We start from the raw sequence: 14,586 nt of genomic DNA, 5'->3' as shown, positions 1-14,586 counted from the left end.
CCTGTCAGCCCTTGTCGGTATCGGTATCGGTTTGCTCCGATTGGTCTTTCTGACCGTCAGGTTTCGACTCGGTTCGGCGAGCTTCTTTGGGAATCATATCTTTATCATCGTCGTAAAGAATGCGATGAGCGGGGCCGTCCATGTCATCGTACTGGCCGTTTTTCACGGCCCAGGAAAACAGAAGGACGCCCAGCGCCACCAGGATGAGCATAAGCGGAACCAGTATCATGACAATCTGCACGATAACCTCCTGTTCATAAGTGTATTACCCAAAGTATCAGGCTGTTTCGGGTGCGCCAAGGGGTGCCTCCGGAGACGGGTTGCTCCTGTTGGCCCGGCTCAGTCGCAAGGCGTTAAGCACCACGATCAGTGAACTCAGGGACATGCCGATGGCAGCAAGCCAGGGCGGAACCAGGCCGGCTGCGGCCAGGGGCAGGGCGCAGACATTGTAGCCGAACGCCCAGATCATATTCTGGCGGATGATTTTCCGGGTTTGTTTGCTGGTTTCAATCGCCGCGACCAGGGAGTTCAGTTGGCCGTTCAGCAGCACCGCGTCGGCTTTGAGTTGAGTCAGGTCTGCCGCTGTTCCCATGGCCACTGAAATCCCGGCCCCGGCCATGGAAGGAAGGTCATTCAGCCCGTCACCCACCATCATCACCCGGTGTCCGTCCGCGCGAAGCTGTTCCAGTACTTCCAGTTTCTGCTCCGGTGAGGCTTCACCAATGGCTCGGTCAATGCCCAGTGCATGAGCCACCTGCTGCACGTGGCCGGAGCGATCCCCACTAAGCAGCAAGGTCTCGATTCCGGATTTCCGTAACGCCTGCAAGGCTTGTGACGCGTCTTCCCGTATCTTGTCATCCAGCCGGAAGCGTGCCAGCCATTCCTTGTCTGTCGCGAGCCAGATTTCCATGCCTTGGGCGTCTTCACCTTCTGGCGCAATTGCCGACGTGTGCTCGGCGACAAAGACTTTGTGCCCGATGTAGACCGCCCGGCCATGGTAAAGCCCGGACAAGCCACCGCCCAAGTGGTTACTCACCTGGCTGACGGTAAGCGAAGGCTGCTCGTGGAATACCCTGGCAATCGGATGTTCTGAATGCTTCTCCAGCCCTGCGGCGATCCGGATGCAGGTGTCCTGATCCAGACTGCCGAACACCGATTGATCGGTCAGGCTGAGTTCTCCCCGGGTCAGAGTCCCGGTTTTATCAAACACCACGGTATCGATGGTGTTCATGGATTCCAGGGTGTGACCGCGAGTAGGCAGGAAACCAAGCCTTCTCAGGCGCACCGTGGCAGATGTGATCGCCGTTGGCGTAGCCAGCGAGAGGGCGCAGGGGCAGGTAACCACCAGTACGGAAAGCGTGATATCGAAGGCGTTGTCGGCGCCGGCCAGCCACCAGCCTGCCCAGACCACTGGTGCCAGTATCAGCACACGGCCGACGAACTTGCCCGCAATGCGATCGGCCATCCGGGCCACCGGCGGCTTTTCGGACTGTACGCGATCCAGAACTCGCAAGATTCCGGACAGCCGGGTCTGGGCCCCGGCATGGGTGACGCGGATGTCGAGCGGATTTTCCCCATTTACGCTGCCGGCATGAACGGTGTCGCCCGGCTTTCGGGTTTCTGGAAGGTATTCACCGGTGAGAGCGGCTTCGTTCAGGGTAGACTCCCCCGAGACGATTTCGCCATCCACAGGTAGCGTTTCCCCTGGTCGAACCCGGATCACATCACCCGGTTGTACCTGGTGAATGGCAATGATCTCTGCCTCACCGTTCAGGACCCGCGCCGCGACAGAAGGCTGGAAGCCCGCAAGGGCATTACCGCTCAGCCCGGCGCGATAGCGAGCCTGAACTTCAATGTATCTGCCCAGCAGCAGGAAGAAGGTGAACATACATACGGATTCAAAATACACTTCCTCGCCGCCGATCAACGTGATCCAGGCGCTTGCGCCATAGGCAAGCCCGATGGCGATGGCCACCGGTACGTCCATGGTCAGATGACGGGAGAGCAGGTCCCGGCGGGCATTGGTAAAGAATGGGCGAGCACTGTAGAACACCACCGGCGTGGCAACCAGCAGACTGAACCAGCGGAAAAAATCCACAAAATCTGTGGAAAGATCACTGACCAGCTCAAAGTACAGGGGAAAGGCCAGCATCATGCTCTGGAAGGAACCAATCCCGGCCACCGCCAGGCGAATGAGCATCGAGCGGTGTTCTGCCTTGAGCGCCTGTTCCGCTTCGTCTGCCTGATAGGGGCGGGCGGTGTAGCCAAGTTCATGGATGGCAATCAGAAGGTCGCTGAGACGTGCCTTGTCCGATGCCCAGACCAGGCGAGCCCGCTGTGTGGTGTGGTTTACGGTAAAGCTCTGCACGCCTGGCTGCTGCTTCATGTGATTCTCAAGCAGCCAGATGCAGGCGGCGCAGGTAATACCGCCGATCAGCAGTTGTGCCTCCTGGCCAGCCTTGACTGGTGCCACAAAGGCTTGCTGAACCAGGGGGTGATCCAGTTCCCGGATACGATCGAGTTCTGACCGGGTCAGCTCTCTTGGCGTAACGGCGGGTTCGGTGCGAAACTCATAGAAACCGGTCAGACCCTCCTGGTGGATGGTCTGACACACAGCCTTGCAACCCTGGCAACAAAAATGCCGTTGCTGTCCCTGCAGTTCCAGGGTGATCGGGGGGTCGCCATCCGCTGGTTCTCCGCAATGGAAGCAGTTCAGGGTGGTCACCCTTGGGCGTCGCCTTCTGCGTTAATGCGTATAGGGGTGGAGGAAGGGAGCCTTACCTCACCCTTTACCCGCCAGTCATTGTCTGGACCCTGAAGGTCGTAGTACCAGCGACCACTGACATCCTCAAGGAGCTGGCCCCGGTACTGACCAGGAGCAACCTGGGTAAACTGGATGGTTTTATCCTGACCAGACAATGTCGGGTGATACAGGTTGAACACCAGGTACGGGTAATCGGCAGCACCATTCACGGTGCTCAGATCCAGTGTCGCAGAACGACCATTCAGGCTCAGCGTGCCCGCCATCTCCAGATCGGCCGCCTTTTCATCCCGGGCAATGGACATATTGATGCCACGGCCCTGTTTGGAGTAGTCGTCGGTTACCAGCGAGTTGTCCATGCTGGACGATACTGTCAGGGCCGTTATCCCCCACATCATCGACGCCAGCGGAAAAATGGTCAGGAACCAGAACCAGGGCTGGCGATACCAGGGGGCAGGTGTTGTGCTATCAGTCATTACGGTCTTGTCTCGGTTTATGGCTTCAGAGCCGGTTGTCGGGCCCTCTTGTTAGCGGGGCCTTGGACCAACAAACCGGCTTTCAGTTTCAAGTTTAATCAAGGAATCCGGTTGGGACTCGGCGTAGAAACGAATGTCGTTATTGGTATCCACCAGCGCTTCCGGTGGCACATCTACAACCGTGGGCAAGGAGAGATTCTCGCCACTGCTCACCGTTACCGTGGTGTCTGTCAGAATACGCATGTCTTCAAGACCGTCCACAGACAGGCTGAAGGTTTGCGGTACTTCTGACATGTTCTGGATCTTGACGGTATACGAGTTTTCCACCCGTCCTTCGCCGTTAAAACTGAACAAAGCGCCGCGATCCCGCAGCACATCCATCTTGGCCGGAACCCGGGTGGCAATGGTAAAGATCACCGCGCTGATCATCAGTATGAGCACGGCGCCGTAGCCAAAGGTACGCGGCCGTAGCAGTTTGGAAGTTTTACCCTCCAGTTCGTTCTCAGTGGTGTAGCGAATCAGCCCCTTGGGATAGTTCATCTTCTCCATAACTTCATCGCAGGCGTCGATACACAGGGCGCAGCCGATACACTCGTACTGGAGGCCGTCACGGATATCGATACCGGTGGGGCAGACCTGAACACACTGGCCGCAATCAATACAGTCGCCCAGGCCAACTTCGGCGGGTTCGACGCCTTTCTTGCGGCTGCCGCGTGGCTCGCCCCGGTTGGGGTCATAGGAAACAACGCGGGTGTTGGGGTCAAACATCACGGATTGGAAGCGGGCGTACGGGCACATGTACAGACACACCTGCTCCCGCATCCAGCCGGCGTTCAGATAGGTGGCGACGGTAAAGAAGGCTACCCAGAAATAGGCCCAGCCGTTGGCCTGTATGGTAAACAGGTCAACGATCAGCTCGCGGATAGGGTAGAAATAGCCAACGAAGGTGACGCCAGTCGCCAGCGCAACAAACAGCCAGAGCGCGTGTTTGATCGATTTTTTGGCAAGTTTCTCCCTGGAGTTCGGAGATTTATCCAGTTTCATCCGCTTGTTGCGGCTGCCCTCAACCTTTTCCTCGATCCACATGAAAATAAAGGTCCAGACAGTCTGGGGGCAGGTATAGCCACACCAGACCCGACCGAACAGAGTGGTGATGAAAAAGAGTCCAAATGCTGAAATGATCAGCATGCCCGAAAGCAGAAAGAAATCTTTCGGGAAGAAGGTCACGCCGTACAGGTGAAATTCTCGGGCGGGCAAGTCGAAGTGGATCAGGGGCTGCCCGTCCAGGGTAAGCCAAACGAAGAGAAAGTACATGCCCATCAGAAGGGTCAAGCTGACATTCCGGATTCGCTGGAAAAAGCCTTTGACTTCCTTGACGTAGATTTTCTGTCGACTGGCGTACAGGTCGACGGTTTCTGGCTTTTTCTTGTTATTGGAGGAATCGCCGTTCGGGTCAACCTGTTTGACCGGAATCTCGTTGCTCATGGGTACCTCCCGGTGAGTGGTAAAGCTGGGAGCGGGCCTCGGAGGGTCAGCTGATCTTCTCAAGCCTGTACCCGCGGGCGCAGATACAGGGTTGAGAAGACCGGGCCAGGGCGAGCCTGGCCGGGTCGGATTCAGTTAGACAGGCTGTAAACGTACGCTGCCAGGATCTGAATCTGGTCGTCGGACAGACGACCGCCTTGTGCAGGCATCTGGTTCTGGCGACCGTTCATCACGGTCTCCTTGATCCACTCATAGGTGGAACCGTAGAGCCAGACATTGTCGGTCAGGTTGGGCGCACCCATGGCTTCCATACCTTTGCCTTCCGGACCGTGGCAGGCAACGCAGGCCTGTGCGAACACCTGGGCGCCAGCTTTGGCCGCCTCGGCATCTTCTTCGCGTCCACTGAAGCTCAGCACGTAGTTAACCACCTGATCGACTTGCTCATTGGTCATATTCGGCATGACGCCCTTTGCAGGCATATTGCCGTTACGACCCTGGGCAATGCTGTGCAGGATCTGGTCTGGTTGACCACCCCACAGCCAGTCGTCGTCGGTCAGGTTGGGGAAGCCCACCTGGCCGCGAGCGGCGGTGCCGTGACAGACCGAACAGTTGTTGGCAAACAGGCGCTGGCCGATCTTCATGGCGTCGTCGTTCTGCGCCAGTTCAGGAATGGCGGTGTCGCCGAACTGGGCATAGATTTCGCCGTATTTCTCTTCGGCAGCTGCCACTTCCGCTTCCCACTGGTTGGTGGATGTCCATCCCAGCAGACCCTTGAAGTTACCCAGGCCCGGGTACAGAGCCAGGTAGCCAAGGGCGAAGATGCAGGTTGCTACGAACAGGTAGAACCACCATTTCGGCAGAGGGTTATCGTATTCCTCAATGCCATCAAAGGAATGGCCCATTGTCCGGTCGGTTTCAGTATCGGTTGTCTGGCTCTTGCGGGTGGCCCAGAGGAGCCACCAGCAGCCGAAAACGGTACCGAGCACGATCACACTGACCCAGATGCTCCAGAAGGTACTCATTGTTTCTTCTCCGTTTTTTCCTGTTCGAGAGTACGCTTTTCGACTTCGTCGTCATCGAAGGGGAGGTGTGCTGCCTCGTCGTTGGCCTTCTTGCGGTGGGCGCTGTACGCCCACCAGACGATTCCGAAGAACGCTGCCATTACCAGCAGCGTGTGAATGCCGCGTAACTCATTAATATCCATGGGATCACCGCTTCTCTGAAATCACAGTACCCAGCTGCTGCAGGTATGCGACCAGCGCTTCGATTTCAAATTTGCCTTCGATCTCATTCGCTGCGTTGGCAATCTGTTCGTCGCTGTATGGCACGCCGAGCGTTTGCAGCGTCTTCATCCGGGACTCAATGGAACCGTGATCAACACGATTCTCGAACAGCCACGGGAAGGCAGGCATGTTGGATTCGGGTACCACGCTGCGCGGATCGTACAGGTGCTGGCGCTGCCAGGCATCCGAGTAACGACCACCTACACGAGCCAGGTCCGGCCCGGTACGCTTGGAACCCCACAGGAACGGACGGTCATAAACGAACTCGCCCGCAACGGAGTAGTGACCATAACGCTCAGTCTCAGCCCGGAACGGACGGATCTGCTGGGTATGGCACACGTGGCAGCCTTCACGGATGTAAATGTCCCGGCCTTCCAGTTCCAGAGCGGACAGAGGCTCCAGGCCTTCGACCGGCTCGTTCACCTCTTTGTGGAAGAACAGGGGTACCACTTCCGCAAGGAAACCGCCACTGATGGTCAGCACGATCAGCACGATCATCAGACCAAGGTTCTTTTCGACTATTTCGTGTCTCATCTGGTCTCTCTCCCTTACGCCGCCTGAACCGCAGCATTATCTTCTGCAACGGCGTCTTTCTGGCGTACGGTCATGTACACGTTGTAGGCCATGATCAGCATGCCGGTCAGGAAGATCGCGCCACCGATGAAGCGTACAAAGTAGCCCGGGTAGGAGGCTTCAAGCGCTTCCACGAAGCTGTAGGTCAGGGTGCCGTCTTCGTTCACTGCACGCCACATCAGACCTTGCATGATGCCATTCACCCACATGGCGGCGATGTAAAGCACGGTGCCTACGGTAGCCAGCCAGAAGTGAGTGTTGATCAGGGCAGTGCTGTACATGGCCTGGATGCCCCACAGTTTCGGGATCAGGTGGTAAACCGCACCGATACTGATCATGGCAACCCAGCCCAGGGCGCCGGAGTGCACGTGGCCGATGGTCCAGTCAGTGTTGTGGGACAGAGCGTTTACGGTCTTGATAGACATCATCGGGCCTTCGAAGGTAGACATACCGTAGAAGGACAGAGAAACCACCAGGAAGCGCAGGATAGGGTCAGTGCGCAGTTTGTGCCAGGCGCCGGACAGGGTCATCATGCCGTTGATCATACCGCCCCAGGACGGCGCCAGCAGAATCAGGGACATTACCATGCCTGCGGTCTGTGCCCAGTCAGGCAGAGCGGAGTAATGCAGGTGGTGACCACCGGCCCAGACGTATGTGGCGATCAGTGCCCAGAAGTGCACGATAGACAGGCGATAGGAGTAAACCGGACGGTTGGCCTGCTTGGGAACGAAGTAGTACATCATGCCCAGGAAGCCGGCAGTCAGGAAGAAGCCCACCGCGTTGTGACCGTACCACCACTGCATCATCGCATCGGTAACACCCGCATAGGCGGAGTACGACTTGAAGGCGGTGGCCGGCAGCGCCATGTTATTACCGATATGCAGTACAGCAACGGTAATGATGAACGCACCGTAGAACCAGTTGGCAACGTAGATGTGCGGAGTGCTACGCTTCATCACGGTTCCGAAGAACACCAGGGCGTAGCTGACCCAGACAACCGCAATCGCGATGTCAATCGGCCATTCCAGCTCGGCGTATTCCTTGGACGTTGTCAGGCCCATCGGCAGGGTGATGGCAGCAGCCACGATGATCGCTTGCCAGCCCCAGAAGGTGAACGCCGCCAATCCGTCAGACATCAGGCGAGCCTGGCAGGTTCGCTGAACGACGTAGTAGGACGTTGCAAAAAGGGCACTTCCGCCAAAGCCGAAGATTACGGCGTTGGTATGCAGCGGCCGCAAGCGACCGAAGTGAGTAAAGGGCAGGTCGAGGTTGAGGGATGGCCAAACCAGCTGTGCTGCAATCAGCACACCCAGAGCCATACCTACAATACCCCATACCACTGTCATGATGGCGAATTGTCTCACCACCTTATAGTTGTATGTCAGGTTTGCATTTACTGTGCTCATAGCCTTACCAATGGGTTCAGGATGGGGAATTATGCGGGGGCAAGTATGGAGAAACGATTATTCCTTTGCAATGATCAAGATCAAGTTATGACATCCGTCAAATCCGCCGGAATCAGTAGGCTGGCCAGTAAGTTGCAAGTCTATTCAATATGTTTTTATTGACGCTTTAATGGCTTGCCAGATCCATTCTGTCATCGGGTTTGATCCGCAACAGGAGCGAGAGAGAGAAAATTGGTGAAAAGAATTAAGACCAAAGGCTACGGAAAAGATGCCAAAGCCGTAATGATACTGGCCCACGGCGCAGGCGCGCCCATGGACTCATTGTTCATGGAGTTGTTAGCTGAGGCTCTCGCAGGGCAAGGCATCGAAAGTGTGCGGTTTGAGTTTCCCTATATGGTGAAGCGTCGGGAGGATGGCAGAAAACGACCGCCCGATCGGCAGCCGGCTTTGCTGGCGGCATTTGAAGATCAGGTGTCCCTGGCCAGAGAGGAGCTCGGAAGTCAGGTACCACTGTTGGTGGGGGGGAAATCAATGGGAGGGCGGATGGCCACGCTTCTGGCTGCCGGGAAGTGCAGGGATATTGATGGCGTTGCCTGTTATGGCTATCCGTTTCACCCGCCGGGGAAGCTGGATCGTTGGCGGACTGACCATCTGGATAAGGTCGCGGTTCCTCTACTGGTGGTGCAGGGTACCCGGGACCCATTCGGCAAACCGGATGAGCTGAAGGCACAGGGGCAGATCCCGGGTCTCACCCGGCTGTGCTGGCTGGACGGCGGAAATCACGATTTTCAGCCTCTGGCGCGGCAGCCAGAGCAACAGTCCGACCTGATTGCGCAGGCTGCTCTTCTGACGCGTCAGTTTGCCGAAGATGCCGTACTGTGATCAGGCGTTGAAACACGATTGGCGAGTACGATCTGATCCCGCCCTGCGCCTTTGGCCTGATAGAGTGCTTCATCGGCTTTCCGGAACAGGTCGGTCGGCTCCTGTCCCGTAGCCAGTTCGGCAATCCCGGCGCTGAGTGTCAGATGAAAAGTCTTATTGCCCGGAGCGATAAGCGGGGTTTTCCGCATGGCTTTGAGTATGCCGAGACAGAGCGTGCGTGCACCGTCCAGGTCAGTGCCCGGGAGCAGCAGGGCAAATTCCTCACCGCCAAACCGGATGGCCACATCCCTGGGGCGTTTGACATGCTCATCCAGAATACCCGCGATCTGTTTCAGGCACTTATCGCCAAAGTCATGGCCCCAGGTATCGTTAATTCGCTTGAAGTGATCGGCATCAATCAGGGCCAGGGATAATGGATTTCCGGTTCGACGGGCTTCCCTGCAGAGTTCAGGTAAAAGGTTATCCATGTGACGCCGGTTGTACAGGCCGGTGAGCGCATCATTGAGGCTTATAGAGGCCAGTTTCCGGTTTGCCTGCTCCAGTTCCCGCATGGTGTTGCGGAGCTGGGCCGTGCGCTCATGAACCTTTAGTTCCAGTTCCGTCCGGGCCTGGTGTTCGACATCCAGCAATTTCTGGTTAAGCAGGCGCCAGCGTTGCACCAGGGCATAGTTCAGCAGGATCACCTGGCCGCCGACGATCGCCTGCATCATCACTTCCCGGGCCGGGTAATCGCCCAGATAGCCAAACGCGGCCATGGCATAGATCAGTGCGCCGATAACCATCACCATCCAGGCTGCCAGGTACCAGAAGGCGGGTTTGTAGCCCTGTCGCCAGCGGACGTAGGCGATGACCTGCAGAGCCACAATAACCATAAGCGCCAACGCGGTGTTGATCAGAATGGATTTTGTATAGGGAATGATGAGTGTCAGTGTCACAGCACCCGTGGCGACTGTGGCCAGTGACTTCAGAACCTTGGCTGAGAGAGTTCCGGGGCCGACCTCCAGAAAGGAGCTGCCAAACAGGGCCATTGCCAGTGCACAGACCGCGAGCGTCAGCGGAATGGAGGGATTTGCCAGCGCCGTACTGTTGGGCCAGAAGTACTGGTTGGCAAAGCCGCCCATGGCGAACAGGAACATACCCAGAGAGGTAATGTAGAAGGCGTTGTAAAAATAGTAACGGGTGCCGGAACTGAAGAACAGCAGAAGGTTGAATGCCGCCAGTACCAGCATCGCGCCATAAAACAGGCCGTGCACGAGAGTGAGGTGATTGCTTTCGGCAACAACCTCACCGGGTGTCATCATGCCCAGGGGCACATTGAGTGCGCCACTGCTATGCACCCGGATGAGGATGGCGCGGCTTTCCCCGGCATTCAGTGTGACGGGGAGCAGGTAATAACGGTAATCTATGCCTCTTGTGGCAAACGGGAACAAGTCGCCGGTCGCCAGTGGCGGTCGGACGTCCTCAGGGCTGTAGCCGCTTTGGTAGCGGCTTTTTTGCCAGAACGTCACCTCATCCAGCAGTGGGTAATGAAGCTTCAGGTACCAGAGACCGGATTCGGTGCTGCTGTTGCGGACATTGAGCTGAATCCAGTACACGGAATCCGTGTGACTGAATACCAGATCATGGCCCCGGGCTGATTTCCAGGCCAGTTCAGCCGGCAGTTCCTCCGGTGCGGTTGCAGAATGGGCCGGTTCACCCGGGCGGGCCGAGTAGAAACAGATGTGGTGGTTGATCGCACTTCGGGCGTCCGGGCTGGCGGCATCAAGAGCGGGACACGGTTCCATAGCCGCAAGCTGGCCGCTGAACAGTAGGCCAGCCGTGGCCAGAAAACAGGCCGTAAGCAGGTTCCAGAGTCGGAGCATCTTCCACCAGGCGGTACGTTGGGAGGCGGAAAGTGTAGCCAGCGTGAACAAGTGCTGCCGTTAAACACGTTCAAGTTTTATCGCTGTCAGTGCGTCAGAATCCTGACAGTGGTCACCAACAAGGTTATGGAATGCAACAGATAATGCTGATGTGTCGCCCGGGGTTTGAAACCGAGGCGGGCCAGGAGTTGATGGATTCGGCGGCCGCTTGTGGCCTGTTCGGTTACTTTCAGCCGATCAGGAACGCAGGGCTCGTGCGGTTTACCCTTGGCGGGCCCGAATCCGCCTTTGAATTGATGCAGAGAATACCGCTGGGCGAGCTGGTCTTTGTGCGGGACTGGTTTCTGGTGATTGGCGATTGCCCGCTGCCGGCCAGGGACCGGGTTGGAGCCGTTATCGAGTTCCTCCGGGGCGCCGATTGGCAGGGCAGCCTGGCATCACGACTGGAAACCCGGCTTACGGAAACCAATGAAGACCGCGATCTGGGCAACTTTGCCCGAAAATGGGTGGCACCCCTGTCCCGCGGACTCAGGGAGGCGGGCTTGCTGGCGCAGGACTCGGACAGTGCCAAAGGTGACCGTCTGGAGTTGCTGTTGCTGGATTTTGAAACGGCTGTTGTCGGGTTAAGCCTGGCCGATAATCGATCCCCTTTTCCGCAGGGCATACCCCGTTTGCGTTTGCCTGCCTCAGCGCCCAGCCGGTCTGCGCTCAAACTCGAAGAGGCGTGGAAAGTCTTTATTCCTGAAGATCGTTATCTGGACTACCTGGGTGGCGGCCGGAAAGCGGTAGATCTGGGCGCCGCTCCCGGCGGATGGACCTGGCAACTGGTTCAGCAAGGCATGATGGTGACGGCGGTCGATAATGGCCCCATGAATCCAGAGTTGATGGCCACAGGGCATGTTGAGCATGTCCGGGCTGATGGCTACGCCTGGCGCCCGAAGCGGGCCGTGGACTGGATGGTCTGCGATATCGTCGACAAGCCCCGAAAAACAGCGCGCCTGGCGCTGGACTGGGTAGGCGGCAAGCTGTGTCGCTACACAGTGTTCAATCTCAAGCTACCCATGAAGAAACGTTATGAGGAGTGGCTGATCTGCCGGGACATACTGCTGCAGGGGCTGGCAGAGGCCGAGCTCAATTGCCGGCTCCGGGCCCGGCACCTCTACCACGACAGGGAAGAAATAACCTGCTTCATCGAGCGCCTGGACTGATCACCGGGCTCACGGCATATCGCTGTGCTGGAGCACGGTAATGGCTTCATCCCGGTCCATCATGGGGGTGAGTTCCGCCATTAATTCCCGGCGTTCAGGAGAGCGGTACCAGCGATCCCAGTCTGCCTCTGAACGCCAGTTTGCCAGTGTCATGCGATGGTTGGGGTCGCGGCAGTCGACCAGGGTCTCACCGGAGATAAAGCCCGGGGCACTGACGGCCTGCTGTAACACTTTTCTGGCCCGGTCTTCGTAGGCCGACTCCAGAGTTTCGGCAATATGGCGTTCAATAAGTACCCGAATCATGACAATCTCCCTTTATTTTCGCTGCTATAAACAATAATTTAGCACTGGATTCAGAAAAATCACGCTACTTGCAGGAGGTCACGCTTGTCCGATCATGATTATCACGCAGAACTGGATGCACGGGGACTGTTCTGTCCCGAGCCGGTCATGATGCTGCACAATCGCATCCTCGATGTTGAGGTTGGGCAGGTGCTGCGGGTGGTGGCCACCGATCCTTCAACCACTCGGGATATCCCGAGGTTCTGCCAGTTCCTCGGGCACGAACTTCTCAGTCAGCAGGAAGCGGGCGGCGAATTCCTGTTTCTGATCCGCCGCTGTCAGGACGCCTGACTCAGAGTTTCTGACCAATGTTGGCCACGTGCTCCAGAAACTGATCCCGATCCATCTCGCCCAGTACGCGGGCGTTGCTGAGCTCTGACCCGCTCGCCTGATAGAACAGTATTGCCGGGGGGCCAAACAGGCCGAGTTCATCCAGCAGGGCCTGCTGTGCGGGCGTGTTGTCCGTCATGTCGATCTGCAGCAGGGTGTAGGGTGACAGTGCCTGGATGACCTGGGGATCGCTGAACACATTGCGTTCCATGACTTTGCAGGAAATACACCAGTCCGCATAGAAGTCCAGCATGACGGGCTGCCCCCGGTCACTGGCATTGGCCAGCAATGTGCGGATCTGGTTCGGATCCTCAACACGCTGGAAGCTGGCATGTGATAGCTCGCCCGCCACTGGTCCCGGCGCCGCGGAGGCCACAAAGGGCGCCAGCGGCTTGAGCGGGTCGTTGGCGCCGCTGACGGCACCGGCCAGCAAGGCCAGGCCATAGGCAAACATAACCAGCCCCAGCCCCTTACGGGTGCGCTGCCAGCCAGCCTTGGCGGCATCGAATGCGCCCAGCTGCACGCCAGTAATAGCAATCAACAGCCCCCACATGGTCAGGCTGAACCAGACCGGTACCAGGCGCTCAACCAGCCAGATAGCCACGGCCAGCAGCATGACACCGTAGAAGTGCTTCACCGTGGTCATCCAGTGCCCTGAGCTTGGCAGCAGTTTCCGGCCGCCAACGGCAACCAGAATCAGGGGAACTCCCATGCCCAGGCCCAGTGCCAGCAGCGCCACACCGCCGATCACGGCATCCTGAGTGGTGGAAATGTACAGCAAGCTGCCGGCCAGTGGCGCAGACACGCAGGGCGAGACAATAAGTGCTGAAAGGGCACCAATGCCGAAGATGCTGGCGACACGGCTACCAGTCAGGCGATGGCTGGCATCGTTGAGGGGTTCCCGAATAAAACGTGGTAACTGGATTTCGAACAGGTCGAACATCGACAGCGCAAAGACCACGAACAGGCCAGCGAAAACACTCAGCACCCAGGGCGACTGTAGCTGCGCCTGGAGATTGAAGCTGGCGCCCAGCAGGCCGGTAATGACACCCGCCGCGGCGTAGGTCAATGCCATGCCCAGCACATAGCTGCCAGACAGCAATAATGCGTGGCTGGTGGTTCTTGTATTACGCCCGGAGACCATGGAGGAGATGATGGGTACCATGGGCAGAACGCAGGGCGTAAAGGTCAGCCCCAGACCGAGCAAAAAGAATACGCCGGCGATCATCCAGATCGACTGGCTGGACAGAAAGCCGGCGAGGCCGGTCGCGGTGGAGGTATCTGCGGGCGCCGCATTACCGGTATCGGAGGTCACGCTGTTGGCTGCCGTCTCGGCAGCGTCGCCACCAGGGTAATAGAAGATGTCCCGGGTCTGCGGGGGATAACAAAGCCCGGCCTCTGCACAGCCCTGGTACGTCACCTGAAGCTCCGCTTCCCGGACACCGTCGGGCAGGGTGATGGGTACCCTGGCCTGGACCGGATCAAAAAATACGGTGATCTCACCAAAGAATTCGTCTTCAGTCAGCGTGCCCGGCAAAGAAAAGCCGGGTTCGCCAACCTGTACACCATCAGTTACGGCATTGATCTGTATGCGGCTCTTATAGAGGTAATGGCCGGGGGTGATATTCCAGGCCAGCACCACAGCCCCGTTATCAGTGGTGTAATCAAAGGGTAGTGCTTCATCTACCGGCAGAAATTCGCTGTTACCAAACAGGCTGCCATTGCCGGACCCCAGAGCCTTGGCGCCGGGAGACGCCAGCGACAGAACCACTGCCAACACAAGCAAAAGATGGTAGAACAGATTTCGCGTAGGAGCACTGAAGGCCTGGACTGCTGACATGGATACGGTCATTTCCTGATTCTGGTATGCATGAAGTCGGTTCGAAGCCAGTGGACACCATCCTGTGGCGAAAGTTCCCACTGGTATTGGCCGCGTTAAAGTCGCACAATAGCCAACCGATGAATCACAATCCAGACG

The 14,586-nt window shown here is 57.6% G+C and carries 14 protein-coding genes; 3 read left to right on the top strand and 11 right to left on the bottom strand.

Annotated features, from left to right (window positions below):
* Positions 1–4 precede the first annotated feature (4 nt).
* The 8 genes from ccoS to ccoN all read right to left on the bottom strand — a co-directional run bounded on the left by ccoS (position 5) and on the right by ccoN (position 7,984).
* Positions 5–241, bottom strand: a complete 237-nt coding sequence (gene ccoS, locus C7436_RS03780) for a cbb3-type cytochrome oxidase assembly protein CcoS (RefSeq protein WP_121206758.1) — start codon at positions 239–241, stop codon at positions 5–7.
* Between the two features lie 36 nt (positions 242–277).
* Positions 278–2,725: a heavy metal translocating P-type ATPase gene (locus C7436_RS03775; protein ID WP_121206757.1), complete on the bottom strand. Its 2,448-nt coding sequence runs from the start codon at positions 2,723–2,725 to the stop codon at positions 278–280.
* Positions 2,722–3,237 (bottom strand): FixH family protein, encoded by a 516-nt coding sequence (locus tag C7436_RS03770; RefSeq protein ID WP_121206756.1) that lies wholly within the window; start codon positions 3,235–3,237, stop codon positions 2,722–2,724. Before C7436_RS03770 ends, C7436_RS03775 begins: the two co-directional genes overlap by 4 nt.
* A gap of 51 nt (positions 3,238–3,288) precedes the next feature.
* On the bottom strand, positions 3,289–4,722 hold the full coding sequence (gene ccoG / locus C7436_RS03765) for a cytochrome c oxidase accessory protein CcoG (protein WP_121206755.1): 1,434 nt from the start codon (positions 4,720–4,722) through the stop codon (positions 3,289–3,291).
* Positions 4,723–4,853: 131 nt separating this feature from the next.
* Positions 4,854–5,744, bottom strand: coding sequence for a cytochrome-c oxidase, cbb3-type subunit III (ccoP, locus tag C7436_RS03760; protein ID WP_121206754.1), 891 nt, complete (start codon positions 5,742–5,744; stop codon positions 4,854–4,856).
* Positions 5,741–5,926 (bottom strand): CcoQ/FixQ family Cbb3-type cytochrome c oxidase assembly chaperone, encoded by a 186-nt coding sequence (locus C7436_RS03755; RefSeq protein WP_011785266.1) that lies wholly within the window; start codon positions 5,924–5,926, stop codon positions 5,741–5,743. Before C7436_RS03755 ends, ccoP begins: the two co-directional genes overlap by 4 nt.
* Before the next feature lie 4 nt (positions 5,927–5,930).
* Complete coding sequence (gene ccoO, locus C7436_RS03750) at positions 5,931–6,539, bottom strand: cytochrome-c oxidase, cbb3-type subunit II (RefSeq protein ID WP_011785265.1); 609 nt, start codon at positions 6,537–6,539, stop codon at positions 5,931–5,933.
* A 14-nt stretch (positions 6,540–6,553) separates the two neighbouring features.
* Positions 6,554–7,984 (bottom strand): cytochrome-c oxidase, cbb3-type subunit I, encoded by a 1,431-nt coding sequence (gene ccoN, locus C7436_RS03745; protein ID WP_023009983.1) that lies wholly within the window; start codon positions 7,982–7,984, stop codon positions 6,554–6,556.
* A 234-nt stretch (positions 7,985–8,218) separates the two neighbouring features.
* On the opposite strand from ccoN, the gene C7436_RS03740 reads away from it, so the two are divergent.
* Complete coding sequence (locus tag C7436_RS03740) at positions 8,219–8,866, top strand: alpha/beta family hydrolase (protein ID WP_228198050.1); 648 nt, start codon at positions 8,219–8,221, stop codon at positions 8,864–8,866.
* Here C7436_RS03740 and C7436_RS03735 read toward each other — a convergent pair.
* Complete coding sequence (locus C7436_RS03735) at positions 8,839–10,728, bottom strand: sensor domain-containing diguanylate cyclase (protein WP_121206753.1); 1,890 nt, start codon at positions 10,726–10,728, stop codon at positions 8,839–8,841. The genes C7436_RS03740 and C7436_RS03735 overlap by 28 nt on opposite strands.
* 131 nt (positions 10,729–10,859) lie before the next feature.
* Between C7436_RS03735 and rlmM the strand changes: the two genes are divergently transcribed.
* Positions 10,860–11,936: a 23S rRNA (cytidine(2498)-2'-O)-methyltransferase RlmM gene (gene rlmM / locus C7436_RS03730; RefSeq protein ID WP_031210493.1), complete on the top strand. Its 1,077-nt coding sequence runs from the start codon at positions 10,860–10,862 to the stop codon at positions 11,934–11,936.
* Between the two features lie 9 nt (positions 11,937–11,945).
* Here rlmM and C7436_RS03725 read toward each other — a convergent pair whose 3' ends face one another.
* Positions 11,946–12,239, bottom strand: coding sequence for an antibiotic biosynthesis monooxygenase family protein (locus tag C7436_RS03725; protein WP_011785260.1), 294 nt, complete (start codon positions 12,237–12,239; stop codon positions 11,946–11,948).
* An 84-nt stretch (positions 12,240–12,323) separates the two neighbouring features.
* Between C7436_RS03725 and tusA the strand changes: the two genes are divergently transcribed.
* Positions 12,324–12,569, top strand: coding sequence for a sulfurtransferase TusA (tusA, locus tag C7436_RS03720; RefSeq protein ID WP_023009987.1), 246 nt, complete (start codon positions 12,324–12,326; stop codon positions 12,567–12,569).
* Between the two features lies 1 nt (position 12,570).
* On the opposite strand, the gene dsbD is transcribed toward tusA, so the two are convergent.
* On the bottom strand, positions 12,571–14,448 hold the full coding sequence (gene dsbD, locus C7436_RS03715) for a protein-disulfide reductase DsbD (protein ID WP_121207036.1): 1,878 nt from the start codon (positions 14,446–14,448) through the stop codon (positions 12,571–12,573).
* Positions 14,449–14,586 lie beyond the last annotated feature (138 nt).

Source organism: Marinobacter nauticus (assembly GCF_003634635.1).
Lineage (GTDB): Bacteria > Pseudomonadota > Gammaproteobacteria > Pseudomonadales > Oleiphilaceae > Marinobacter > Marinobacter nauticus.
This window is presented reverse-complemented; position numbering and strand designations above follow the sequence as displayed.

Bases quoted from the DNA above. Each gene is read 5' to 3' on its own strand.
- ccoG (WP_121206755.1), bottom strand. From the start codon at position 4,722: ATGAGCAACGAGATTCCGGTCAAACAGGTTGACCCGAACGGCGATTCC.
- ccoO (WP_011785265.1), bottom strand. From the start codon at position 6,539: ATGAGACACGAAATAGTCGAAAAGAACCTTGGTCTGATGATCGTGCTG.
- rlmM (WP_031210493.1), top strand. From the start codon at position 10,860: ATGCAACAGATAATGCTGATGTGTCGCCCGGGGTTTGAAACCGAGGCG.
- ccoP (WP_121206754.1), bottom strand. From the start codon at position 5,744: ATGAGTACCTTCTGGAGCATCTGGGTCAGTGTGATCGTGCTCGGTACC.
- C7436_RS03725 (WP_011785260.1), bottom strand. From the start codon at position 12,239: ATGATTCGGGTACTTATTGAACGCCATATTGCCGAAACTCTGGAGTCG.
- C7436_RS03770 (WP_121206756.1), bottom strand. From the start codon at position 3,237: ATGACTGATAGCACAACACCTGCCCCCTGGTATCGCCAGCCCTGGTTC.
- ccoN (WP_023009983.1), bottom strand. From the start codon at position 7,984: ATGAGCACAGTAAATGCAAACCTGACATACAACTATAAGGTGGTGAGA.
- C7436_RS03735 (WP_121206753.1), bottom strand. From the start codon at position 10,728: ATGCTCCGACTCTGGAACCTGCTTACGGCCTGTTTTCTGGCCACGGCT.
- C7436_RS03755 (WP_011785266.1), bottom strand. From the start codon at position 5,926: ATGGATATTAATGAGTTACGCGGCATTCACACGCTGCTGGTAATGGCA.
- dsbD (WP_121207036.1), bottom strand. From the start codon at position 14,448: ATGTCAGCAGTCCAGGCCTTCAGTGCTCCTACGCGAAATCTGTTCTAC.